The sequence below is a fragment of the Paraburkholderia fungorum genome (assembly GCF_046027215.1).
In the GTDB taxonomy this organism is placed as follows: Bacteria; Pseudomonadota; Gammaproteobacteria; order Burkholderiales; family Burkholderiaceae; genus Paraburkholderia; species Paraburkholderia fungorum_D.
Genome location: NZ_JAQQEN010000001.1, coordinates 2,451,323 through 2,474,354 on the forward strand (window position 1 = coordinate 2,451,323; position 23,032 = coordinate 2,474,354).

Sequence of the window (23,032 nt, forward strand, 5' to 3'; positions counted from 1 at the left end):
GCTTGCAACGACCATGCGCGCGCTCCGGCCGAAAGTCGGTACGGTGCCGTACCGGCAGGAAAGCGTGCGTGCACGGCTCGATGGGTATACAGTCGGTACACGCAACTCGCTCAGCGCCCCTTGACAATCGTCGATGTGGTGACGGACGGATTGGCCGCGAGATTGACTGAAGTTTCATGCATCAGGAGCTTCAGATGTTCTACATGGGAGCGACGTGTCGCATCATCAGCTTGAACAGGATCTTAGTCATCTTGAACGCATCGTCCCGCACCTCGTCGCTGACAGCGCGCTAGGACTCGTCTATTGGCAGCGCCGCATCGCAGCGCTGGAAACAGAGCAGGCATTGCTTCCAGATGGTGCCCGGCGCGTGATGCGTCTGCTCTGGATGTTCGACCAGATCGACAACGGGTCCGCTCGCATGCAAGGGCAAAGGTAAGGGCAAAGGCCAGAGTCTCAGGCAACCTCTAAAATCTGGCCCCCGGCCCGGCTCGCAAGATGCTCGACCATGCGCCGGGCCGCCGCTTGCAACGCCTCCAGATCGCGGAACCACACCACGAACTGGTGCAGCGTCTTGAAACTGATGTCTCGCATTCCTGTCTCCTCACCTGCCTGTCACTTTCCACATTGGAATCGTATCGGTTCCGACATACTTCTATGTTGAACGCGGAAAGTCTAAAGTGCGAACATCGCCAGCGGGAAAAGGTCGCGCAATGGCTGTCCAGCGAAGCGCTTCAGGGCGCCTTGTGGCCGTCGGGTTTGCCGGACACGTTCGCGCACGCTTCGTCCGCAACACTCAACGCCTGAGGTCACAATGAATAACCCGAATCCGCTTCCCCTCGAAGGTGTGCGCGTCATCGAGTTCACTCATATGGTCATGGGCCCGACCTGCGGCATGATCCTCGCCGATCTCGGCGCCGAAGTCATCAAGATCGAGCCACCGGGCGGCGACAAGACCCGCAAGCTGCCGGGTCTCGGCATCGGTTTCTTCCGCTCGTTCAACCGCAACAAGAAGAGCGTGGTGCTCGACATCAATACCCCCGATGGACACGCGGCCGCCGTCGAACTGATCGGTCAGTGCGATGTGATGCTGGAAAATTTCCGGCCGGGTCTGATGACGAAGCTCGGTCTCGACTATGAGGCGCTGTCGAAGATCTATCCGAAGCTGATCTACGTCTCGCACAAAGGGTTTCTGCCCGGCCCGTATGAAAAACGCCTCGCACTCGACGAAGTCGTGCAGATGATGGGCGGCCTTTCATATATGACGGGACCGGCCGGCCGGCCGCTGCGCGCGGGCACGTCCGTCAACGACATTATGGGCGGCATGTTCGGCGCGATTGGCGTGCTGGCGGCACTGCGCGAGCGCGACTCATCGGGCCGTGGTCAGGAGGTGCAAAGCGCGCTGTTCGAGAACTGCGTGTTCCTCAGCGCTCAGCACATGCAGCAATACGCGATGACCAGAGAACCGCCGCCGCCGATGCCTTCTCGCGTCTCGGCCTGGAGCGTCTACGACGTCTTCACGCTTGCCGACAACGAACAACTCTTTATCGGTGCGGTAAGCGACAAGCAGTTCATTACGTTATGCGACGTGCTGGAACGGCCCGATCTCGCCGCAGAACCGCAGTTCGCGAACAATGCGCTGCGGGTGGCGGTGCGACCCGAACTGCTGGTGCGCCTCGGCGAAATCCTCAAGCATCACCGCGCCGGTGAGCTCGCGCCGAAACTTGAAGCGGCAGGGATTCCCTACGCACCGATCGTGAGACCGGACCAGTTGCTCGACGACCCTCACCTGAAAGCCAGCGGCGGCCTCGCGCCGATGGACACCGAAGACGGTATGACGGAGGTCGTGCTCCTGCCGCTGCTAATGGGCGGACGCCGGCCAGGTGTGCGCCAGGCGCTGGCCCGTGTCGGCGAGCATACGCAGGAAATCCTCGCTCGCCTGACCGGCCGGGCAGCGGCCTGAAAAGTAATACGGCCACGGGACATACCGGGTCTAGACAGTGATGCAACGCGTCATGACGACGGAGCTTGCGTCGGTCGCGTCGTCCGATACCCGAACGCAGGCGCGTACCGCTCCCGTCTGATGACTACGGCTTCGCCAACTGGGTGCCCAAGCTGCTGATCGGGCACGGTATTACGGTGGCAAGGAGCCTGCTGTATCCTTTCGTCATTGTGATCGCCCTGACGGTCCGTCCAATGCCTGCCATGCTGGTTGCGGACAACCTGCAGCGTAAATGGCTGATTTCCGGCGCGGCGCGGCGCAGCGGGTACGAAGGCGAAGGCGAACGCTGCCGCCGGATTGGTTTCGGAGAGTGCCGCGCAACCGTGCTGCCGGCCCGCAATGTGTACGACAAGACGCGGCCGGACCGCGCTGACGAGGAGACGGATGTGAATGCCAGAATGGACTCGCTGCTCGACGAGCAGCGCCATAAGGTGGTTTCCGCGATCGACGCAGTGCGCCTGATCCGCCCCGGCGATACGATCGCAACCGGTGGTTTCGTCGGCATCGGGTTCGCCGAGGCGATTGCGGTGGCCCTCGAATCGCTGTATCTGACCGACGACGACACCTATCCCGCCGCTGACAAGCCGCGCGACCTCACCCTGATCTACGCCGGCGGTCAGGGCGACGGCAAGCTGCGCGGACTGAATCACCTCGCCCATAGCGGCCTCGTCAAACGCGCAATTGGCGGGCATTGGGGGCTCGTGCCGAAGTTGCAGCATCTCGCCGTCACGAATCAGATCGAGGCCTACAACTTGCCACAGGGCGTCATCGCCCATCTGTTCCGCGATATCGCGGCGGGCAAACCTGGCCACCTGACCCGCATCGGGCTCGGAACGTTCGTCGATCCACGCTTTGGCGGCGGCAAACTCAACGCGCGCACCGTCGACGATCTCGTCAGGCTCATGCCGATCGATGGCGAGGAATATCTCTTCTACAAGACGATCCCCGTCAATGTGGCGATTATCCGTGGGACAACCGCTGATCCGGACGGCAACATCACCATGGAGCGCGAAGCCTTGACGCTCGAATCGCTGTCGATTGCGATGGCCGCGCGCAATTGCGGCGGCCTCGTGATCGCGCAGGTCGAACGGATCGCCGCGCGAGGCGCCTTGAGTCCGCGCCAGGTCAAGATTCCTGGCATCCTGGTCGATTGCGTGGTGATCGCGCCGCCGGAACACCATCAGCAAACCTTCGCTACCGCTTATAACGCCGCCTATGCAGGCGAAATGCGCGTGCCGGCGGATATCTTCGATCCCACGGTGCTTGATGTACGCAAGATCATCGCTCGCCGTGCGGCGATGGAGTTGCGCGCGAATAGCGTCGTGAATCTCGGCATCGGCATGCCGGAAGGCGTCGCTGCAGTGGCGGCGGAAGAGCGGATTGCCGACCTCTTCACCTTGACAGCGGAGCCCGGCGTGATCGGCGGCATTCCGGCCGGTGGTCTGAACTTTGGCGCGGCAATCAATGCGCAAGCCATCATCGATCAGCCCTACCAGTTCGACTTTTACGACGGCGGCGGTCTCGATGTCGCCGTTCTGGGCCTGGCGCAGGCAGACGCCGAGGGCAACGTCAACGTCTCGAAGTTCGGGCCACGGCTAGCCGGTGCGGGCGGCTTCATCAACATCAGCCAGAGCGCGAAAAAGGTGGTCTTCGCCGGCACATTCACATCCGGGCGCTTCGATATCGAAGTGCGTGACGGCGCGCTGAATATTAAGGCGGACGGCGCCACGCAGAAGTTCGTGACCGAGGTCGAGCATCGCACTTTTTCCGGGCAATATGCCACGCAGCGTGGTCAGGAAGTGGTCTATGTGACAGAGCGCTGCGTGTTCGAGTTGTGCAAGGACGGACTGGTGTTGACAGAAATCGCGCCGGGCGTCGACCTGGAGCGTGACGTACTCGCGCACATGACATTCAGGCCGCGTATTCAGGGGCCGCGGCTGATGGATGCGCGGATTTTCCGCGACGAAACGATGGATCTGCGCAAACGCCTCACGTGCCTTCCATTCGACACGCGCTTTTCCTACGACCCGGACAAGAACGTGTTGTACCTGAACTTCGAGCGCCTCGAGGTCAAGTCGCTCGATATGGTCGAAGCGATACTGGCGAAGGTCCGCTCGATTTGCGAGCCGCTCGGAAAGCGCGTGCATACCGTGGTGAACTACGAAGGCTTCGTGCTGGATAGCGATGTGGAAGAACGTTTCGTTGAGATGGCCAGCGAGGCTGTGCAAACCTGGTACCTGGGTGTGACGCGTTTTACCACGAGCGCCTTCATGAGGGCGAAGCTCGGCGAAGCACTATCGCGCCGCAAGCTCGCGCCCTACATCTTCGAGACCGAGGCGGAAGCACGCAGCCAGCTACACGGGGCGAAATGAACCATGACTCGTCCGTTTTTCACGATCGGCCATTCGACACACCCGCTGCCCGAATTCATCAGTCTGCTGAACGGGGCGGAGATCGAGACCCTGGTGGATGTGCGCAGCATTCCGCGCTCGCGCACCAATCCTCAGTTTAATCGCGACACGCTGCCCCAGTCGCTCGCGCCGGCTCATATCGGCTATGTGCATCTGGCTGAACTGGGCGGACGCCGCAGCACACGCAAAGGCGATACGCCCTCGCCCAACGCTTACTGGACGCATCCCGCGTTTCGCAGCTATGCGGACTACGCGATGAGCGATGCGTTTCGCGACGGCCTCGAGCAGCTGCTCGCGCTCGGGCATCGCCACGCATGCGCGATCATGTGCTCCGAAGCAGTGTGGTGGCGATGCCACCGGCGGATCATCACGGACTATCTGTTATGGCGTGGCGAGACCGTGCTGCACATCATGAACATGCAACGCACCACTACTGCCACCATGACACCGGGCGCGCAGCCGCAACCGGACGGCACCTTGATCTATCCGGCTCAAACTGCGCCTTGAATACACGCGAGTGGCGGGGTTGCAAGGCAAGGCTCAATCAGTCCCGCAAAGCGGTCTGCGAGTATCTCGCCGCAACGCGACCTCATGTCATGCGCGTCACCCATTGACTCCGCCAACCCGGTGCCTCAAAAGGGTCCGCAAAATACTGGGTCTCGTGAACGACCTTACCGTCGCGGAACTCCATGATGCTCACCGTGTATGCCACGCGCCCGTTATAGGTGATCGTGTATTCCGTGATCCAGAGATTATCTTTTCCCTGGATTCGCTTGACATCGAAGCCCGATGGCTTGCCTGGATGATGACCCCGCAATGCCTGCAAATTACTGCGCCCGAGGATCCGTTCACCGGATTGAGGATAGTCACAGATGGCATTGTCATCGTAAATATCGTGTTCCGCGTCGAGATCCCCGGCTGCCGAAGCATGCCAGTGCGCATTCAGGGCTTCACGTATCTTTTCTTCCTGCATCGACCGCCTCCGCACGCAGTTCGCGTTTCGCAATCATTTGCTTTGCGGGAGGAAGCCCCCGCTGCCGGTCTTGACGACCTCGTTGAACCTATGCCTGGTCTGAATTCGATTGATCTCGTCGAACGCGTCTGCTGGAAGCGGAGAAACGTCGAAATTTTCTTGCGCGCGGGCCGCAGTCTTGGGCGTGGTAAGCACAGCCCCGCCACGCTGCAGCGCCCAGGCAAGCAGTACCTGTGCGGGCGTCCTGCCAGTTCGCGCGGCAATCTGCGCAATGACGGGGTCCTGAAGCGGCCCTGGCCTTATTCCGTGACCTAATGGCGCAAAGGCCAAAAACACGATCCTGTTCTCTTTGCAGAATTCCAGAAGTTCCGTTTCCGGAAGATATGGATGCGCTTCGACCTCCACCACCGCCGGCTTGATGCGTGCCGATTCGTAGAGCGGCCGCAATCGGTCCAGGGTAATGTCAGACAATCCGATGGCGCGGCACTTGCCACGCTCGAGAAGATCTTCCATCGCCCTCCACGTGTCGAGCAAAGTCACGCCGTTGTCGTAGATGACATCGCCTTTTTCATCGCGCGGATCCTGCTCATCTCCTGGCTGAAACGCAAACGGAGTGTGAACGAGATAGAGATCCAGATAGTCGAGTCCGAGCCTGCCAAGACTCGCCTCGAAAGCCGGTTCGACACGCTCCGGACGATGATTGGAGTTCCACAATTTTGTGGTCACAAAGATGTCTTCGCGCGCGATCCCACCAGCAGCAAGCCCTACTTTCAGGGCCTCGCCCACCTCACGCTCGTTCTGATAACGCTCGGCACAATCGATGTGTCGATATCCAGTTATCAACGCGTCTTTGGTGGCACTGATGGTAGTCGCTGCATCGGAAATCAGCGTGCCAAATCCGAGCGCGGGGATACGACCGCCTCCGTGATCAAGCGCGATCCTTCTGGTCTGAAAATCGGCTGGCTCGATCATGGCGATACCGCCACACTATCTCGTGCCCGGCGGCGAGGCACCGACGCTTGCGCGTGCGATTCCGGTGCCAGGTCCATGCACAGAAAAAACGTCAACATAGTTGAGTCGGTTAACTGTTTCATAGCGATCCCAAGCCCTTTTCTCCCTGGTCCAATTCAGTGTAGCAGACGATTCGCAGGGTGGCAGGGAACGGCAAATCCCCTCCTGATTTGCTCGCTCATGACGAAGGTGGTAGCTTACTTCGACGCTAACCTATGGGTGTTCGTCGGTTCCCGGGTGCTGGGATGTTCCGACGGACCTCAATGCGCGCACGGCAAAAGTCGTGAGCTGGTGCCTTTCACATAAGCAGAGAGCCAAAGCCATGAACCATCCATTGCTCGCGGGGTACGCGCTCGTAATAGTTGACATGCTACTTTGGCGATTCACGCTTCCAGAGAATGAAAACGTCCGGCTTTTCATTCGGCTATCTATTTTCGCTCTGCTGACCCTGCTCCTTTTCACCTCGGGCCTGAGTCCCGTTTCACAAGCACCCGATGCGCCTTCATCTGCTCAGCATGTCGCGGAACAGGTTCTTGAAATAATCTGGTGGCTCAATGGGGCGCGCCTCTTGTCACTCGCGCTCGACGCACTACTGTTACCGAAGCGATGGCGTAAGCAGCGTCTCTTTCAGGATGTGTTCGGGGCGGTTGTTTTTCTTGCCGCGATTGTCGCAGCCCTCGCCTTTGTCCTGGACTTGCCAATAAGGGGCGTGGTCGCAACTTCAGGGGCGTTGGCTATCGTTCTTGGCCTTGCGATCCAGAGCACGTTGAGTGATGTCTTTGCGGGTATTGTCATTAACACGACCGAGCCGTATCAGGTGGGCGACTGGATTGCTGTCGACGGCGTTGAAGGCAAGGTGCTTGAGATGAACTGGCGGGCAACCCATGTTCTGACGGCAGAGGGCAACGTGGTCATCGTGCCAAACGCGCTGGCTGCCAAGACAAAGATCATGAACCATAACCGGCCGCCCGCGTTGCATGCCGTGAGTGTGTTACTGGAGATATCGCCTGAAGAGCGCCCCAGGACCGTTCTTGCTGCACTCGACAATGCGCTGGCGGCAACCTGCTTCATTTTGCAGACGCCGGCCCCCTACGCTCAGGTCAAAAAGACAAGTGTCAATTCGATTCAGTATGAGGTCACGGCCTATGTCGACGATCTGGCCAGGAAACGCCCTGTTTCCAACGATCTATACGACCTTTGCTATCGACATCTGGCGGCAGCGGGCATCGATCTACATCCGCTCGGCGTGACAGGGCCGTCCCGCAGTCTGACTGATTCCAGGGAGCGCCTCCTTCGCAATGTCGATCTTTTCACAGCGCTTGAGGACGATGACATCAGGCAACTGGCAGCCCGGCTCAAGCGACGGGACCTCGATCGCGGCCAGGTACTCACGGCGACAGACACCGCGCCGCATACGTTGAGCATCGTGGATTCGGGCGTGTTGTCCGTGACAGCTGACGAGACCTCCGGCCAAGTTGAAGTGACACGTCTCGGCCCGGGCGACGCGATTGGTGAAGCGGGATTGCTCGCTGGTCTGTCGTCAAAAGTGCAGATCACCGCCCTCACAAGATGTGCCGCGTATCAACTCCACAAAGATGACCTGACGCCCATCCTCCAGAACAACCCCGAGGTCGCGGAACGAATGTGCCGGATGTTGTCGCAGCAGGACACGACGCTGGGCAAGCTGTCTTCAGAGGTCCCGCAGTCCCCTGCTTCTGAACAGTCCACGTTTCAATGGCTACTTGAACAGGTGCGAAAACTCCACTCGCTGACATTCTAGATTTCGGTCTTCCATCCCGCGATGCCTAATCAGGGGTCGTACTGAAGATCGCTTTCAACACCTCAGTGGTGAACCTCGGATCGCCCACCTTGAGGTCTGCGGACAATCGCGCGGTGATCTCCTGCAACACCCAGCCATTGCCGTCTGGATCGCTGAACGAAGCGTACGAGGCATAACTTTGTCGGGTCGGATTCATGCCGCTGACGACGCCTTTCCCGTCGGCATGGTGGAACACGCCGCCCGGGTCGTGGAATGGTTCGCTGATCTCGATGCCGCGACGGAGCAGTTCGGTGCGAGCGGCTTCCAGGTCGGAGACGACCAGGTGAAGCCCCTGCGCTGAGCCGGGCGCAGCCGTCGTCATGTTCGAGCCGAACATGATTGAGCATCCGGAGCCGGGCGGCGTGAACTGGATCACCCGGTATTCGTCTCCCTTGAAGTCCAGATCAAGCCGCCAACCCAACGCGCGATAAAAGTGCTTGGCGCGATCCACGTCCGAGACAGGAACGATGACGATCTCAAGCGTCATGTCGAACGGGAGCGCACCGAGGGGCTCAACCGCCTGATCGCTTTGCTTAGGAATATTGCCCATTTCTGGCTCCCTCGATGTCGTGACTACAGGTTTCCCGCTCACCGCTTCGGGTATGTGAAAACACAATATGTGAAAACGCACCCTGAAGACACAGCACCTGACGACACAATCCGCCGCATTGATTCCGGCACAAGAGGGCGACGCGGCCGGCGTTGCGTGGAAGTGCCGCCAGAGCGAACGGCGAACCCCCGCGCATACCATTGCATGGTCAGGGCAATACCATGGTGTTATGGCACGGCACGGCATCCGGAAGAAAATATGAGTGGTCATCGAACGTGCCGGTGATAGGAGCCCCGATGACAGCGTCCTCTTCATCGTGCCCCAAGGTAAGGACCGCAAACATCTGATCTGAGTAACGCCGCCTTTCGAGAATCCCTCCCGGCAATGCCCCCATTTTGTTTTGTGCCTCAATGAACGGAGACTGCAATGAAAATTCTGCTGGTTTTGACTTCGCACAACGTGCTTGGAGACACCGGTAAGCCGACCGGCTTCTGGCTGGAAGAGTTCACTGCTCCCTACTATGCGTTCACCGATGCCGGGGCCGAGGTCACAGTGGTCTCACCCAAGGGTGGCCACCCACCGATCGATCCCAGGAGCGACGATCCAGACAATCAGACCGACACGATGCAACGCTTCAAGAAGGACCCGGAAACCCAGAAGGTGTTGGCCAATAGCGTCAAGCTCACTGACGTCAAGGCGGACGACTACGACACGATCTTCTACGCCGGTGGCCACGGCCCGATGTGGGATCTGACCAATGACAAGAACTCGATCGCCCTGATCGAGGCTTTCTACAACGCCGGCAAACCGGTCGCCGCTGTCTGTCACGGCCCGTGTGTTCTCCTCAAGGCGACCTACCAGGGAGAGCCTCTCGTCAAGGGAAAGCGCGTCACCTGCTTTACCAATGACGAGGAAGAAGCCGTGGGCCTGACCAAGGTCATGCCTTTCCTCGTCGAGGATGAGCTCAAGCGCCTGGGTGGTCACTTTGAAAAAGTGGAAAACTGGGGCGTGTTCACCATTGTCGACGGGCGGCTGATCACCGGCCAGAACCCAGCCTCATCCGGTCCCACTGCCAGGGAACTGCTCAAGGTTCTGCAGGCCTAGTTCTCTTCCGGCGCGGGCAAGACGCCCGCGCGCATTGTCGGCGATAGGAGTCCCTCATGAATGCGACGACAACCCCCAGTCAGCTTAAGGTTGCACGGCACTCCCCGGCCTGTTGGCGTGTCACGATCGACCACCCGCCGATCAATGTGATGGGCCCGCCCATGGTCAGCGAATTCCACAATCTCATCAACGCCCTCGAAACCGACGAACAGGTCAAGGTCGTGGTCTTCGACAGCATGGTGGACGGCTACTTCCTGAATCACGCGGATTTTGATGCCGGGCTCGATGATCTGACCGCCCTGCCCCCCGGCCCCACGGGCTTGCCGCAGTGGCCGGACTTCCTCGTGCGACTGACACGTGCGCCCGTTGTTTCGATCGCCCTCATCCGCGGCCGCGCGACGGGCAATGGCAGCGAGATCACGCTCGCCTGCGACATGAGTTTCGCCAGTAGGGAAAAGGCCATCATCTCGCAGTGGGAGGTGGGCGTGGGCATGGTCGCCGGCGGCGGTCCGATGGCCCGGCTGCCCCAGCTGATTGGCCGTAACCGCGCGCTGGAGGTGCTCCTGAGTTCGGAAGACATCCGTGGCGACCAGGCCGAGGCCTTCGGCTACGTGAACCGCTCACTGCCCGATGCCGAGCTCGACGCATTCGTGGATGCACTCGCGACGCGGATCTCCAGGTTTGACAAGTGGGCCATCGCCAACACCAAGCGCCTCGTCAACACCAGCCTGCCACCGGACGTCGAACTCGGCGCCGGATGGGATGCGTGCATCGCGTCGCTAGGGCGGCCCGCCGCGCAGGGGAATATCAAGGCGCTGCTCGCGCAAGGGTTCCACAAGCCTGGCGATGTCGAAAATCGGCTCGGATATTACATTGGCCAGCTCGTGGGCTAGGCCAGCGCTACAAGGTTTCTCGCCGCGCCGGTAAAGCCGACAGTCGACCAGGCGGTGGTGGCGCCGCCTTGTTGCTGGAGGAGATTAGCGATGAGCAACGAGTCAATACCGGACGGCAGTACGCCGTCGTCCCAGCCGGCAGAAGATGCGAATAGCGTCGACGACGACATGGCCGACGACGACCCATACGTGATCGGCCACCCACGCTACCACCACATGTTTCCGGTCCTCACCGAGGCCGAACTCGGCAGACTGCGCCGCTTCGGAAGCCTGTCCCGTTACGCCAAAGACACCATGCTTTATCGTGCGGGAATCCGCAGTCCGGGTGTGTTCGTCATGCTGTCGGGCAAGATCCGGATAATCGCCCGCAATGGTCTCGGCCTCGAACGGATCATTCACACTTACACCCAGCGTGGCGAGTTCACCTCGGATGTCGGCCAGCTTTCGCCCAAGCCCGCGGTCGTGGACGCGCATGTCCTCGAAGATGTCGAAGCGCTATTGGTGCGGCCCGACGATCTCACCACCATGATGATCAGTGAAGCCGATCTTGGCGAAAAGATCATGCGCGCCCTGATTCTGAGGCGGGCCATGGTGATCGAGCGCGTGCCCGGCGTTGTGCTTGTCGGTTCCTCCGGCAACGCTCAACTTCTCGCGTTGCAGAATTTCCTGCGCCGCAACAACTTTCCGAACACGACGCTCGATGCGGAGAAGGACGCTGACGCTGCCTTGCTACTCGAACGCCTGACGCCGCAACCCGACGACTTTCCGCTCGCCGTTTGTCCGGATGGCACTGTGCTGCGCAACCCCGATGCGGGACAGCTCGCAGCGTGTCTCGGACTGATTCCCGACTTCGACCCGGCGCATGTCTACGATGTAACCATCGTCGGAGCGGGGCCCGCGGGACTGGCTGCGGCCGTCTACGCTGCCTCCGAAGGATTGTCGGTGGCGGTGCTCGACTGTCGCGCACCCGGCGGCCAGGCCGGTACGAGCGCGCGCATCGAGAACTATATGGGTTTTCCCACCGGCATCACGGGTCACAATCTTGCGGCCCGCGCGTTTATCCAGGCGCAGAAGTTCGGTGCGGATATCGGCATCCCGTGCGAGGTCAAGGCCTTGTATTGCAACAGGCAACCGCATGTCGTGGAGCTTGCCGACGGCCATCGCATCACCGCGCGCACGGTGGTCATTGCGAGCGGCGCAGAGTATCTGCGACCTGCCGTCGAGGACCTCGCGCGTTTCGAACGCTGCGGCGTCTACTACTGGGCTACACCGCTCGAGGCAAGGCTGTGCCGCAAGGAGCCAGTGTTGCTGATTGGCGGGGGCAATTCTGCAGGGCAGGCAGCGGTGTTTCTGGCGTCGCACGCCGAGCATGTGCATCTGTTCATTCGAGGCGCGAGCCTTGAGCACAGCATGTCGCATTACCTGATCGAACGCGTCATATCGCTACCGAACGTGACGGTCCATACCCGCATCGAACTGACCGCGCTCGAAGGCAATACGCGTCTCGAGCGTGTGCATTACCGCGGTGCCGGCGGCATTGAAGGCAGCATGACGACCCACCACCTGTTCGTGTTCATTGGCGCAGAACCGAATACTGCGTGGCTCAGGACGTGCGGCGTCGCGCTCGACAGCAAAGGCTTCGTATTGACGGGCACCGATCTCGCCGCGGCAGCCGGCGTGCAATCGATGCCGTTGCAGACGAGCGTCGAGGGTGTCTTTGCAATCGGCGACGTTCGTTCCGGATCGACCAAGCGTGTCGCTTCGGCAGTGGGTGAAGGCGCGGGCGTGGTGGCGCAGATTGAAGGCTTCCTGGCCCGCGCCTGGTGAATGCTATTTTCCGCGCCGCGACGCCGGACGCGCCACACTTCGTATGATGATGTACGGAATTGGAGAGGCTCGAATCATGGCCAAATTCCGCGATCGTAAGCGGCCCCCCGGCGCGACTTCAGAGCGCGTACATTTCCTCGCCTGTTGTGAGGGAAAGATATACGCATTCACCCAGACAGAACGCCACCGGTTCGAGTCGAGCGTGACACGCGTCGCCATGGCGGCATCGGTGATCCTGGTGATAGAACTGATCCTGCTTCGCTGAGAACAAACGTTGGATGCGGCCGCATCTGGCCGTCCGTTCTCATGCCGTCGCTTCCATGCAACGTCGGCGCGTCCCGGATGCGTCCCAAATCGGATGAAAGACGGCGCCGCGCCTTTTCTGGCAGGGACTTCCCCACGATTATGTCGAATTGGTGACGAATTACCTCTGCAAAACGGAACAGTGTAATCCGGCTCGTAAACGCCATAACGACACTATCGGCCTTCTATACTCGCGCCGCTGTTTTCCGCCTGTATCCCGATCCGCTGGAGTTAATTCATGAAGAAGATCCCCGTAGCCCTCGCCGTATCCGCTGCACTCGCCGCATCGGCCGCCCATGCACAGAGTTCGGTCACGCTGTACGGCCTGATCGACGCCGGCCTGATGTATACCAACAACGTCAAGACCTCCGCCACTTCGCATGGCAGCCTTGTTCAGGCGACCAGCGGCACCATTAACGGCAGCCGGTTCGGTCTGCGCGGCGCCGAGGACCTCGGTGGCGGCCTGAAGGCCATTTTCGTGCTGGAAGACGGCTTTAACGTGCAGAGCGGCAAACTCGGCCAGAATAGCCGGCTGTTTGGTCGTCAGGCGTTTGTCGGCCTGAACAGCAGCGAGTTCGGTACGGTGACGCTGGGCCGCCAGTATGACTCGCTGGTGGACTTCGTGGCACCGCTGTCCGGCACGGCCGGCACGTTCGGCGACACGGGCTTCGCGCACCCGTTCGACAACGACAACCTGAACCACACGCTGCGGTTGAGCAATGCAGTCAAGTACATGAGCAACAACTATTCAGGCCTGAAGTTCGGTGGCGTCTACGCGTTCTCGAACAACACCGACTTCGCGCAGAACCGTGCTTACAGCGCGGGCGCAAGCTTCGACTATGGCCCGTTCAGGATGGCCGCCGGCTACCTGCAGATCAACGGCAACGGCGCCGTCCCCCAGGCGAACGCCGGCGGCGCAGTTGACCTCGGCGAAGCGCCTGCCCAGACGGCTGGCTTCAGGTTCGGGGCGAACGTTCAGCGCACGATCGGCGCGGGTCTGAACTACACCTTCGGCCCGGCAGTGGTCGGTTTCGTGTATACAAACAGCTTCTATCAGGGCACGCAATCGTTCAACCTGAACAACGGTTCGCAGCGCTTCAACAACTATGAACTGAACGCCAAGTACACGTTGACGCCGGCGATTACGCTGGGTATCACCGACACGTACACCGATGCCCATCTGTCAGGCGCGTTCAATGCGGGCGGTACGCAGTACGGCATGGATCCGAAGTGGAATCAGGTCAACTTGCAAGCTGTCTATGCGCTTTCCAAGCGTACGGATGTTTACGCTGAAGGCATGTATCAGCACGCAATCGGCCAAAACGTGGTCGCCTTCATCAATACGTCGGGTGGCGCGTCGTCGACGGCGAACCAGGTAGTCGGCACGGTCGGGTTGCGCACGCGCTTCTAAGGGGGCCGGAAAGCGAACCGGTGCGGCACACGATCTATGTCGGTCAGCAGGCGCGCATTCCGGCATGCCGGAATGCGGCCATATAATGGCGCCAACTGATGGAGACGCTATCGACCGGTTCGATGGGCTGGCGGGATATCCCGCCTGTCGTGACTATCTCGCGCGCGCCACAGCCCGTCCGGCCTTCGTGAAGGCACACGCAGACCAGTTGGCGCATTTTGCTGCGGCAGACTGAGCAACACCAGCGTTCGCTTTCGCCGGCCGCACGCTTATCGAGCCGCGGCCTCTTCGGCCGATGCGCCATGCTCATTCTGGTTGCGGGACCACTCGCGCACCGCGTTCGCGAAAAGATGCAGTGCCGGCGGAGTATGCCGGTTCGCCGGGTAATAAAGACACCATTCTCCGAATGACGGCCCCGCGTCGGGCAGCACGTGAATCAGCAGGCCTGCTGCAACCAGCTCGCTAACGAGCGATTCAGGTACCCACGCAATGCCGATTCCCGCCAGAGCGGCCCATACCATCAGATTCAGATTGCCAAGGGTCATGGGCCCGTCGACGTCAAGCGAGACACGCCTGCCTTTATGTTCGAAATCCCATCGGAATAGCGCACCGCTCTCGAAGCGAAACCGGATACAGCGGTGGCTCAGCAGGTCATCCGGGACTTGAGGCATGCCGTGCCGCTCGATGTACGCCGGCGAGGCAAAAGCGGCGAAACGCATTTCAGGTCCGAACCGGATAGCGATCATGTCCCTCGGTACGTCCTCCATGACTCGGATGCCCGCGTCAAATCCACCCGCGACGATGTCGACGAGCCGCGTGTCAGCGACGAACTCCACATCGATGTCTGGATAGGTCTCGAGAAACTTTGGCAAGAAATGCTGAATAAGCGGTCTTGCACCATTTTCCGAACAACTGATGCGAATTGAGCCCGAGGGCCGGTGCTGCGCAGACGTGACGTCATCCACCGCGTCTTCAAGATCGCGGATGGCGGGGGCGACGCGCCGCAGCAGGAGCTCACCTGCGTCGGTCAGCGCCATGGACCGTGTAGTGCGGGTAAACAGCCGGACGTTGAGACGCGCCTCCAGGCCGCGCATTGCATGACTTAACGCAGATGGCGTCACTCCCATCGTGCGCGCGGCCGCGCTAAAGCTGCGATGCTGCGCAATGGCAACGAAGGCCGACAGTTCTGAAATACCGGGACGCGCCATTGATGAATTTCTCTCAAAAGGCCTTGTAGCTACAGGTGGATTGTTGAACACAATTATCAAGCTTATTCTCGGTGTTCGCATCTTTTTATACGTGGCAACCGTTTCGACTATCTACCTTGTAGTCCTTTCACAGCGTCACGTCCTTCCATCTTCATGACCGAAATGAGAGGCCGGCAGATGTCCACACTCTTCGACCCTATCCAGATTGGCGCGCTGAAGCTGTCGAACCGCATTGTCATGGCGCCGCTCACGCGCATGCGCGCGTTCGCCGGGCGCAGCCCTGGTGCGCTCAACGCGCGGCACTACGCGCTGCGTGCGAGCGCAGGACTCGTTATTACCGAAGCCACTTCGGTCACGCCGCAGGGCATTGGCTATCCCAACACGCCGGGCATCTGGACCGAGAAGCAGATTGCCGGCTGGAAAGAGGTGACTTCGGCGGTACACGAGGCGGGTGGCCTGATCGTCTCCCAGTTGTGGCACGTCGGGCGAGTTTCCGACCCGGTCTACCATGACGGCCAGCTTCCGGTCGCCCCCAGCGCCATTGCGCCGGAAGGCCACGTTAACCGCGTGCGGCCTCAGCGTCCGTACACCGTACCGCGGGCGCTGGAGACCGAGGAAATTCCCGGCATCGTCGAGAGTTTCCGGGTCGGCGCCGCCAACGCAAAACGCGCTGGCTTCGATGGCGTCGAGCTTCACGCGGCAAATGGCTACCTGTTCGATCAGTTCCTGCATGACGGATCGAATCAGCGAACCGACCCTTACGGCGGCTCGATCGAGAACCGCGCGCGCTTCATGCTGGAGGCAGTCGATGCGTTGCTTACGGTTTGGCCCGCGGGCCGGGTTGGCGTGCATCTGAACCTGATGTCGAGTTCACACTCGATGCGCGACTCGAATCCACGTGCCCTGTTCACGTATGTCGTCGAGCAACTGAACGCGCGCAACATCGCTTTCATCTTTGCGCGCGAGGCGCTGGAACGCGGCGACGATCGCATCGGCCGTGACCTGCGGCGTATCTTCAAAGGGGCCTACATTCTCAACGAAGGGCTGACGAGGGAGAGCGCGGAACGGGCTATCGAACGCGGCGAGGCGGACGCGGCGGCGTTTGGGCGTCCTTTTATCGCCAACCCCGATCTGGTGACGCGCTTTCGACGCGATGCGCCGCTCAATGCGGTCAATCCGGAAACCATCTACGCAGACGACGAAAGCGGCTACAACGACTACCCGTTGCTCAATGACTATGTTTAACGACCAGGCGCAGCGTCCCCTCGCCCAGCCGAAGGTGCATCTACCGAATCCCGAGCATTTCCTGATGTGGCCGCCGTGCCTTCAGTCGTATGGTTATCGCATCGTCGATCAATTGTTTGCGACCCGCACCATTGAACGTGGGAAAAAGATCATTGACCTGCCGCGTGCACCCGAAGTGGAGCCCAACTACGAGGTGGACGGGCAGCGATACTCCGTCGGCGACTATATGGATCGCAATAACGTCGTCGGGCTTCTCGTCATCAAGGACGGACACGTCATTCTCGAGCGGTACGGCCTTGGTCTGGCACCGGGCGACCGCTGGAGCACCATGTCGACAGTGAAGTCGATGACCGCGATGCTCGTCGGCGCCGCGCTACAGGACGGAGCCGTCGAAAGCCTGGACGACAGGGTCGCCGATTACATAGGCATGCTCGAAGGCTCATGTTATGAGCACGTAACCGTCCGCCATCTGCTCACCATGTCGTCTGGCGTTGAATGGGTCGAGGTTTATCCGGATCCTCATTCGCATGTAAATCACTACAGCCGTTCGCTCGCCAACAAGGTGCCAGGCGGGGTATTGCAGCTGATGAAGGGGCTTCGCCGCGCGCACGCGCCTGGGACTGTCTGGAACTACAACACGGGTGATACGTACCTGCTGGGCGCCCTCGTCTCAGCGGCAACCAGACAAACCCTCGCCAGCTATATGTCGGAGAAGATCTGGAAGCCATGCGGGATGGAATTCGACGCCTTTTATACCCTCGAGTCGGACGAAGGCCAGGAAATCGGCGGCAGCCGCGCAGGAATGACACTGCGCGATATCGGCCGCTTCGCACTGTTCGTCATGAACGATGGCATCGTCGGCGAGCGGCGAATCCTGCCGCACGGCTGGGTCGACGAGGCCCAGCGCCGCGCGTTCGAACTGCCCGAAGAAATGCACCAGGGTCACAACGCTCTTCGCGTGACGGGCTATGGATACAGCTGGTGGCTGACCGATGACCGTTCGATGATCGCCATGGGTCATTGCGGCCAGCGCATCTATATCAACCGTGCCGAGAATCTCATCGTGGTCAACCTTGCCGCTCATCCGGAGCCGCAGTTTGCGCCCCCCGGTGACCACAATCGCGATGCCGACTTGCGGCAACTGGTCGAGGCTTACCGCGGGTCACTATCGACTGAACGATACCGAAACTGATGCATGGTCAGCGAGCCCGTCCCGATGCATGCAATCGTCGATCTGTCGAGAAATCCAGCAGCGAAAAACATTCACCGCAACCTTTTACCTGAACGAGAAATACAGTTTACTGGATGCGAATGCTCTTTTTCCCTTCGCAAATTACACTTTTCGTCTTTATCTAAAAACCGACACCGGCACGGCGTCGTCATCGAATAATGGAGATGGTTATGCAAAATTCTGTCGAACTCATGGAGACTTTCTGGAAAGAAGTCTGGCAGACACCCAATAACGTCGACGCAGTCGACAAGTTTGTCGCCGAGGAGTTTGTTCTCACAACTGGCGGGCGAGAGATCGTCGGCCGCGAGGCATTCAAGCACTGGGTCCGGGAATTACAGGCGCAGATTGGCGAGCTCAAATTCGACATTGTCCATACGTTCCAGTCCGCGGACGGCAAGTGTGTGTCCGCGCGCTTCCGGATTAGCGGCCTGAACAATGGCATGATGGGTTTCCCCGCCGATCAACGCCCGATCGAATTCACTGGCAATGCAATCTGGCATGTCGGCCCGCAAGGACGCTTCGTACGCAACTGGGTTGAGCGCTCGGCCTTCGAAATGTTCCGCGATCTGCAAGGCGTATCGGACGTGAATGACCCGTTCGCGGTCGCGCGCCAATAACGGAGCACCCATCATGCCATTTTTCAAAACAGCGGATGACGTATCGCTGTTCTACAACGATTGGGGCACGGGCAGACCGGTCGTATTGATACACGGCTGGCCGCTTAACGCAGACTTCTGGGAGCCGCAATCCACTTTTCTCGCCGCGAACGGTTTCCGCGTGATTACGTACGACCGTCGGGGATTTGGCCGCTCCGATCAACCCTGGTCGGGATACGACTACGATACGCTCACCGACGATCTCCACGCGCTAATGACGCATCTCGACCTTCATGATGCGACGCTAGCTGGATTTTCAATGGGCGGCGGCGAGGTCGCGCGGTATCTGTCGAGGCATGGCACCGCGCGGGTGGCCCAGGCCGTTTTGATGTCAGCGGTGACACCTTTGCTGAAGAAGAAAGACGACTATCCTGGCGGCATCGACCAGTCGGTTTTCGACGGCTTGATCAAGGCGCTCGAGACCGATCGCGTTGGCTTTCTCTCGGACTTTCGTGAAGGCTTTTTCAACGGCAGTTCGCCCGATCGGGCGGTGTCGCGCGGTGTGCTCGACTGGTATCTGATTGTGGCGAGCCAGGCGTCGCTGCGGGCAACCTTAGCCTGCGCGCGTGCCTGGTCGGATACGGACTTCCGCCCGGACATGAGCGCGATAACGGTGCCCACCCTCATCATGCACGGCAGTGCCGATGTCAACGTCCCGCCCGAGATCACCGCGCATGTCGCGGCGCGCATGATTCCGGCAGCCCGCTACATCGAATATGCGGGGAGCGGTCACGCTATCGGCATCACGGACCGCAATGAGGTGAACCGGGATCTTCTCGCGTTCCTTCAGGAAATAATCCGCTAAATCCAGGCCATCCGCGGCCGGATGGCCGGTGCGCTTAGCCCGTTAGCGCTTGTCCCGGGTTTCGATCAGTACCGCACAGCGCGACCGTTCAATGACTTCGCCGCAGGTCGACGGGTTGGCCCAGCGGCGTATGCGTGACAAATGGTGATGTCCCATCACAATGACCTCCGCAGTCAGCAGTTGGGCTTGTTCGATGACGACGTCGGCCAGATTTCCCGCGCAGAAGTGCTGCTCCACCGTGAGATTCCGGCCGGCAAGCTGTGCGGCGCCCGCAGCCAGGACGGATTGCGCGAAAGATGTCTGCACATGTGCTGGCGGATAGATCAGGCCATCGGGCGCGACACCGCTTTCGCAACCGGGAGGCAACGCGTAGGACGGGTCGACAGCGCATAGAAGGTGTATGGTTGCCGTACCCGGCGCTGCCACGCGGCTGGCCAGGTCGACGACGTGAACACTCTGGGATGAGCCATCCAGCGGAACGAGCAGGATATTGAACATGGTTGGAGACACCCTTCCAGGATCGGATTGACACGCGGGCTGTCATGGTCGCCAGGACGCGTGTCGGGCCAGTCGTTGCCGGGATCCTCGAACTGGTTCAGCCAACGGTAGAACGCTTGCACGATGCGGGTCTTCCCGCGGCGCAGCTCCGCGACAGGCATAACCATTCTTGCGGCTGCCCGCCAGGCGCGTCACGCCACGTTTTGCCCAGCACGCAACGCTCACTCTCCCGGCCCACGAACTCCATAAAAGGCGCGTGCTATCTGGCGAAAACGCAATATCTACATTGCAGAATGTGCAAGTGCTCTGTCAAGTAAACGATTGAGAGAATTGGGTGCGTGTCGGCAGTTGAATGGAGCGCGATGTGTTGTGCTGCAATACCGCGGCAGTGAGAAACTTCAGCCCGTCGAGAGTTCCTTCACAAGCAGGACGACGGGCTGTACCGCACACGAAATGGCGAAACGCAGACATTGCGCCAATCATCGCTCCATAAAACCAGCGTTTATTGAGCCGACAAATAGAACGCCTGGTCCCGTTGCGGCGTCACGCCGACGACCGTGAGCAGGCCGTTCACGACGGTTGCTTCGACGGACATCGACACGGTGTTGAGAGCACACAAAGGGCCCACGAAGTTCAGCGTGCCGTCGAGCAGGTGCTTGCCGGTCGAACGCGGCTTGAAGCTGCCGGTAAACGCGCAGGCGTTCTGCGTGCCCGTTGCCGTGCCGTCCGCAGCGAACGTGATCGTGGAGACCGGCGTGACGCCCGGGCTGCTGCTCCACGTGCGCGCGACGCTGCTGAGAGCAAGCGGCGTGTCGTACGTGGCGTTGTAGTTGCCGTTAAAGCTCGTGGCTGTCGTATCGGGACTGACGAAGAGGCTCGTCGTCGCGGCGAGCGCAGTCTTGTTTGTGAAGTTGCCGTTCAGCGTTCCGGCGCGAATCGCGCCCAAGGAATGGAAGCCGACCGTCGCCGGATCGCTGAACACGCCGTCGGTCGCCGTCATGATGCCCTCGATCAACCAGACGAACGAGCCGTCCTTTGTGTAGATGCTGAAATACTGTCCTGTTTCGAGGACGATGGTTTGCGCTGCGAACGACTGCCCCGAATTCACCGAGCCGTACCAGAGTCCTTCGGGCAATGCGTGTGAGGGGTTGGCGACGCACGACTTGGTCAGCGTGCCGAGGTCGGTCGTGCAGGTCTTGCCATCGCCACCGCCGCCACAGGCGGCGAGTACGGGCAGGGTCAGCAGCATGAGCTTCGAGAGCAGTTTCATGAGAGGTTTTCGTTTTCCTGGTCTTCAGAGTGAGCACAGGTCGCCATTCTTTTGCGGCGAACCGACATTTAGATAACGGAACATTGTCGGAAAACTTTAGTGCGGAAAAACGCGGCATGGCGGCTCGTCCAGCGAAACGTTTGCGCAAAACGTTTGCGCAATCGCTCACGAACAGCGGCTTACGCGCAGACCGAATGAACTGGTCGTTTCGAATCCGTCAGGATCAATGGGGCGTTCGGCGGGTTTCAGCTCAGACTGACCGCGCAGCCAAAGGTCGGCCGCTCTGCAGCGGGCGCCCGTGGACTATCGGCTGAGGGCGGCCTGGGCCCGTTGCAGCCACTCGCTGTTATGTTCGCGGGCGTGGCGTGGCCAATGCCTGCCATCCTCCACAATCTCAGCGTACAGTTCGCGCGCACGCTGGCGGTCTGGCTCGTCGGGCTGCACCGCTAGCCAATCGGCGTACAGGCAGCGCGGTGCAGCGTCGCTTGCGCTCGCGAGCGCAATCTCGAACGCGGCGCGTGTGCCTGGCGCGCCAATCGCCTCCAGGGCCCGTGCATACAGCAAGGCAGGCTCCGGCTGGCGGCGGGTGAGAGGATGGGCGGCAAACAGTTTCTCCAGCGCGTCCTGCGTGGCAGAAGCATTGCCGTTGGCAAATTGCGCACGCGCCAGTCCCTGGAGTAAAGCCGGATCGGATGAGAACGGCCCGCTGGCCGCCGCCTGGTAATGCTCCAGGGCTTCGGCGGCATTGCCTGCCTCGAGCAGCGCTGCCGCCAACCGCATGCGATGCGCGACGGTCGGCGCGCGATCGAAATCCGTGCGTGCCTCGCGCACCGCCCGGTTGGGGTCGACAAACTGCGAGATAGCCCTCGTTGCCGTCCTTGCCCCACGCGACTGGCGCAGGGAGGGCAAGTAAATGACAAAGAAGTAGACCGCGCTTCCAAGGCCCGGGAAAAGAAACAGGATCAGCAGCCAGTACATGTTCTGCTGGTTGCGCATGGCATGCACTGCAAAGAACAGGGCGATGATGACGTAAAGGCTGATTCCGAAGATGCGCATTTGCTGGAAGGTCAGTTGTGGAGCGTTGCCGACGCCACGCCAGCGAATGCGTACTCTCGTCGACCCGATGCCGTCATTTGAATCACTTCAGTCTCGACGAGCGCCTCCGGAAGCAAAGCGGTCGGCGCAGAGGTTTCTGCGCAACCGACATGTTACGCCGTCAACGGGGGACCGAGAAACTCGATATCCCATTTCGTACCGAAGTCCCGCAATGCATCGGGTTCGGGTGCACCATTCGCCATCACACTACGCAGCTCGGTAAAAAAAGCCGTCGCGTCGAATCCGGGCGTGATCAATACCAGCATGCGTGACGCCTGGTCGTCGATGCTGGTGAAACGGTGGGTGGTACCCGCATGAGCAGTCAGGGTTTCTCCCGCACCCACGACGATGCGCTTGCCGTCCACTTCGAACAGGTATCGACCGGACAGTACATGGAAGATTTCGGTTTCCCGTTCGTGCCGGTGCTGTGGCGGCCCGTATCCGGGCTCGTCCGTGGTTTCGATGAGCGTTGCCTTATTCCCGGTCGCCGTCGGGGCAATGCGCACCTGAATGTTGACGCCGATGGCGGGTATGGCAATCGTACTGTCCACTGTGCCTGAGTGGTCGAAATTCGGCTGCATGACGCTACTCCTCAAATGAGAGCACCGCGGGCATCAAGCCGTGCTCGCGATCGGTATTTGGTGACGTAATGGCATGCAATCGAACGCCGCTCGGCAGCCATCACTTGTGTGTATCGTAAGGGTGCCGAATTAGCACAGAATG

The 23,032-nt window shown here is 60.3% G+C and carries 23 protein-coding genes; 14 read left to right on the forward strand and 9 right to left on the reverse strand.

Going from position 1 to position 23,032, the window contains the following annotated elements:
• Positions 1-214 precede the first annotated feature (214 nt).
• Positions 215-436, forward strand: coding sequence for a hypothetical protein (locus PQR27_RS10875; RefSeq protein ID WP_408523658.1), 222 nt, complete (start codon positions 215-217; stop codon positions 434-436).
• 17 nt (positions 437-453) lie between these two features.
• Here the strand turns inward: PQR27_RS10875 and PQR27_RS10880 are convergent, their stop codons facing one another.
• Positions 454-591, reverse strand: a complete 138-nt coding sequence (locus tag PQR27_RS10880) for a hypothetical protein (protein WP_408523659.1) — start codon at positions 589-591, stop codon at positions 454-456.
• Positions 592-811: 220 nt separating this feature from the next.
• On the opposite strand from PQR27_RS10880, the gene PQR27_RS10885 reads away from it, so the two are divergent.
• The 3 genes from PQR27_RS10885 to PQR27_RS10895 all read left to right on the forward strand — a co-directional run bounded on the left by PQR27_RS10885 (position 812) and on the right by PQR27_RS10895 (position 4,917).
• Positions 812-1,960 (forward strand): CaiB/BaiF CoA transferase family protein, encoded by a 1,149-nt coding sequence (locus PQR27_RS10885; RefSeq protein ID WP_408523660.1) that lies wholly within the window; start codon positions 812-814, stop codon positions 1,958-1,960.
• A 437-nt stretch (positions 1,961-2,397) separates the two neighbouring features.
• Positions 2,398-4,371 (forward strand): acyl CoA:acetate/3-ketoacid CoA transferase, encoded by a 1,974-nt coding sequence (locus PQR27_RS10890; RefSeq protein WP_408525460.1) that lies wholly within the window; start codon positions 2,398-2,400, stop codon positions 4,369-4,371.
• Positions 4,372-4,374: 3 nt separating this feature from the next.
• Positions 4,375-4,917, forward strand: coding sequence for a DUF488 domain-containing protein (locus PQR27_RS10895; protein ID WP_408523661.1), 543 nt, complete (start codon positions 4,375-4,377; stop codon positions 4,915-4,917).
• Between the two features lie 82 nt (positions 4,918-4,999).
• On the opposite strand, the gene PQR27_RS10900 is transcribed toward PQR27_RS10895, so the two are convergent.
• Complete coding sequence (locus PQR27_RS10900) at positions 5,000-5,383, reverse strand: nuclear transport factor 2 family protein (RefSeq protein WP_408523662.1); 384 nt, start codon at positions 5,381-5,383, stop codon at positions 5,000-5,002.
• 33 nt (positions 5,384-5,416) lie between these two features.
• Positions 5,417-6,355, reverse strand: a complete 939-nt coding sequence (locus tag PQR27_RS10905) for an aldo/keto reductase (protein ID WP_408523663.1) — start codon at positions 6,353-6,355, stop codon at positions 5,417-5,419.
• Between the two features lie 361 nt (positions 6,356-6,716).
• Here PQR27_RS10905 and PQR27_RS10910 point away from each other — a divergent pair, with 361 nt between their 5' ends.
• A complete protein-coding gene (locus tag PQR27_RS10910) occupies positions 6,717-8,174 on the forward strand; it encodes a mechanosensitive ion channel domain-containing protein (RefSeq protein WP_408523664.1) in 1,458 nt (485 codons plus the stop codon).
• Between the two features lie 25 nt (positions 8,175-8,199).
• On the opposite strand, the gene PQR27_RS10915 is transcribed toward PQR27_RS10910, so the two are convergent.
• A complete protein-coding gene (locus PQR27_RS10915) occupies positions 8,200-8,763 on the reverse strand; it encodes a VOC family protein (RefSeq protein ID WP_408523665.1) in 564 nt (187 codons plus the stop codon).
• 426 nt (positions 8,764-9,189) lie between these two features.
• Between PQR27_RS10915 and PQR27_RS10920 the strand changes: the two genes are divergently transcribed.
• From PQR27_RS10920 to PQR27_RS10940, 5 genes are all read left to right on the forward strand, one after another.
• Positions 9,190-9,867 carry a type 1 glutamine amidotransferase domain-containing protein gene (locus PQR27_RS10920; protein ID WP_408523666.1) on the forward strand — a complete coding sequence of 226 codons (678 nt, stop codon included), beginning with the start codon at positions 9,190-9,192 and terminating at the stop codon, positions 9,865-9,867.
• 56 nt (positions 9,868-9,923) lie between these two features.
• Positions 9,924-10,760 carry an enoyl-CoA hydratase/isomerase family protein gene (locus tag PQR27_RS10925; protein WP_408523667.1) on the forward strand — a complete coding sequence of 279 codons (837 nt, stop codon included), beginning with the start codon at positions 9,924-9,926 and terminating at the stop codon, positions 10,758-10,760.
• A 90-nt stretch (positions 10,761-10,850) separates the two neighbouring features.
• Positions 10,851-12,587: an FAD-dependent oxidoreductase gene (locus tag PQR27_RS10930; RefSeq protein ID WP_408523668.1), complete on the forward strand. Its 1,737-nt coding sequence runs from the start codon at positions 10,851-10,853 to the stop codon at positions 12,585-12,587.
• Positions 12,588-12,663: 76 nt separating this feature from the next.
• Entirely contained in the window at positions 12,664-12,852 is a 189-nt protein-coding gene (locus PQR27_RS10935) for a hypothetical protein (RefSeq protein ID WP_408523669.1), read from the forward strand.
• 276 nt (positions 12,853-13,128) lie between these two features.
• A complete protein-coding gene (locus tag PQR27_RS10940; RefSeq protein ID WP_408523670.1) occupies positions 13,129-14,301 on the forward strand; it encodes a porin in 1,173 nt (390 codons plus the stop codon).
• 269 nt (positions 14,302-14,570) lie between these two features.
• Here PQR27_RS10940 and PQR27_RS10945 read toward each other — a convergent pair whose 3' ends face one another.
• Complete coding sequence (locus PQR27_RS10945; protein WP_408523671.1) at positions 14,571-15,509, reverse strand: LysR family transcriptional regulator; 939 nt, start codon at positions 15,507-15,509, stop codon at positions 14,571-14,573.
• 177 nt (positions 15,510-15,686) lie between these two features.
• On the opposite strand from PQR27_RS10945, the gene PQR27_RS10950 reads away from it, so the two are divergent.
• The 4 genes from PQR27_RS10950 (at position 15,687) to PQR27_RS10965 (ending at position 19,446) form a co-directional block, all read left to right on the forward strand.
• The gene (locus PQR27_RS10950) at positions 15,687-16,754 is read left to right on the forward strand and encodes an alkene reductase (RefSeq protein WP_408523672.1); all 1,068 of its coding nucleotides are present in this window, start codon (positions 15,687-15,689) and stop codon (positions 16,752-16,754) included.
• Entirely contained in the window at positions 16,747-17,946 is a 1,200-nt protein-coding gene (locus tag PQR27_RS10955) for a serine hydrolase domain-containing protein (protein WP_408523673.1), read from the forward strand. The genes PQR27_RS10950 and PQR27_RS10955 overlap by 8 nt, the downstream gene beginning before the upstream one ends.
• A gap of 209 nt (positions 17,947-18,155) precedes the next feature.
• On the forward strand, positions 18,156-18,602 hold the full coding sequence (locus PQR27_RS10960; RefSeq protein WP_408523674.1) for an ester cyclase: 447 nt from the start codon (positions 18,156-18,158) through the stop codon (positions 18,600-18,602).
• A 13-nt stretch (positions 18,603-18,615) separates the two neighbouring features.
• Positions 18,616-19,446, forward strand: a complete 831-nt coding sequence (locus PQR27_RS10965; protein WP_408523675.1) for an alpha/beta fold hydrolase — start codon at positions 18,616-18,618, stop codon at positions 19,444-19,446.
• A 42-nt stretch (positions 19,447-19,488) separates the two neighbouring features.
• On the opposite strand, the gene PQR27_RS10970 is transcribed toward PQR27_RS10965, so the two are convergent.
• The 4 genes from PQR27_RS10970 to PQR27_RS10985 form a co-directional block, all read right to left on the reverse strand.
• The gene (locus PQR27_RS10970) at positions 19,489-19,944 is read right to left on the reverse strand and encodes a universal stress protein (RefSeq protein WP_408523676.1); all 456 of its coding nucleotides are present in this window, start codon (positions 19,942-19,944) and stop codon (positions 19,489-19,491) included.
• Between the two features lie 502 nt (positions 19,945-20,446).
• A complete protein-coding gene (locus tag PQR27_RS10975) occupies positions 20,447-21,214 on the reverse strand; it encodes a hypothetical protein (RefSeq protein ID WP_408523677.1) in 768 nt (255 codons plus the stop codon).
• 303 nt (positions 21,215-21,517) lie between these two features.
• Complete coding sequence (locus tag PQR27_RS10980) at positions 21,518-22,270, reverse strand: hypothetical protein (RefSeq protein ID WP_408523678.1); 753 nt, start codon at positions 22,268-22,270, stop codon at positions 21,518-21,520.
• Between the two features lie 152 nt (positions 22,271-22,422).
• A complete protein-coding gene (locus PQR27_RS10985) occupies positions 22,423-22,890 on the reverse strand; it encodes a cupin domain-containing protein (protein WP_408523679.1) in 468 nt (155 codons plus the stop codon).
• Positions 22,891-23,032 lie beyond the last annotated feature (142 nt).

Coding starts and splice junctions, on each gene's coding strand:
- PQR27_RS10880 (WP_408523659.1), bottom strand. CDS start 591: ATGCGAGACATCAGTTTCAAGACGCTGCACCAGTTCGTGGTGTGGTTC.
- PQR27_RS10885 (WP_408523660.1), top strand. CDS start 812: ATGAATAACCCGAATCCGCTTCCCCTCGAAGGTGTGCGCGTCATCGAG.
- PQR27_RS10890 (WP_408525460.1), top strand. CDS start 2,398: ATGGACTCGCTGCTCGACGAGCAGCGCCATAAGGTGGTTTCCGCGATC.
- PQR27_RS10895 (WP_408523661.1), top strand. CDS start 4,375: ATGACTCGTCCGTTTTTCACGATCGGCCATTCGACACACCCGCTGCCC.
- PQR27_RS10900 (WP_408523662.1), bottom strand. CDS start 5,383: ATGCAGGAAGAAAAGATACGTGAAGCCCTGAATGCGCACTGGCATGCT.
- PQR27_RS10905 (WP_408523663.1), bottom strand. CDS start 6,355: ATGATCGAGCCAGCCGATTTTCAGACCAGAAGGATCGCGCTTGATCAC.
- PQR27_RS10910 (WP_408523664.1), top strand. CDS start 6,717: ATGAACCATCCATTGCTCGCGGGGTACGCGCTCGTAATAGTTGACATG.
- PQR27_RS10915 (WP_408523665.1), bottom strand. CDS start 8,763: ATGGGCAATATTCCTAAGCAAAGCGATCAGGCGGTTGAGCCCCTCGGT.
- PQR27_RS10920 (WP_408523666.1), top strand. CDS start 9,190: ATGAAAATTCTGCTGGTTTTGACTTCGCACAACGTGCTTGGAGACACC.
- PQR27_RS10925 (WP_408523667.1), top strand. CDS start 9,924: ATGAATGCGACGACAACCCCCAGTCAGCTTAAGGTTGCACGGCACTCC.
- PQR27_RS10930 (WP_408523668.1), top strand. CDS start 10,851: ATGAGCAACGAGTCAATACCGGACGGCAGTACGCCGTCGTCCCAGCCG.
- PQR27_RS10935 (WP_408523669.1), top strand. CDS start 12,664: ATGGCCAAATTCCGCGATCGTAAGCGGCCCCCCGGCGCGACTTCAGAG.
- PQR27_RS10940 (WP_408523670.1), top strand. CDS start 13,129: ATGAAGAAGATCCCCGTAGCCCTCGCCGTATCCGCTGCACTCGCCGCA.
- PQR27_RS10945 (WP_408523671.1), bottom strand. CDS start 15,509: ATGGCGCGTCCCGGTATTTCAGAACTGTCGGCCTTCGTTGCCATTGCG.
- PQR27_RS10950 (WP_408523672.1), top strand. CDS start 15,687: ATGTCCACACTCTTCGACCCTATCCAGATTGGCGCGCTGAAGCTGTCG.
- PQR27_RS10955 (WP_408523673.1), top strand. CDS start 16,747: ATGTTTAACGACCAGGCGCAGCGTCCCCTCGCCCAGCCGAAGGTGCAT.
- PQR27_RS10960 (WP_408523674.1), top strand. CDS start 18,156: ATGCAAAATTCTGTCGAACTCATGGAGACTTTCTGGAAAGAAGTCTGG.
- PQR27_RS10965 (WP_408523675.1), top strand. CDS start 18,616: ATGCCATTTTTCAAAACAGCGGATGACGTATCGCTGTTCTACAACGAT.
- PQR27_RS10970 (WP_408523676.1), bottom strand. CDS start 19,944: ATGTTCAATATCCTGCTCGTTCCGCTGGATGGCTCATCCCAGAGTGTT.
- PQR27_RS10975 (WP_408523677.1), bottom strand. CDS start 21,214: ATGAAACTGCTCTCGAAGCTCATGCTGCTGACCCTGCCCGTACTCGCC.
- PQR27_RS10980 (WP_408523678.1), bottom strand. CDS start 22,270: ATGCGCATCTTCGGAATCAGCCTTTACGTCATCATCGCCCTGTTCTTT.
- PQR27_RS10985 (WP_408523679.1), bottom strand. CDS start 22,890: ATGCAGCCGAATTTCGACCACTCAGGCACAGTGGACAGTACGATTGCC.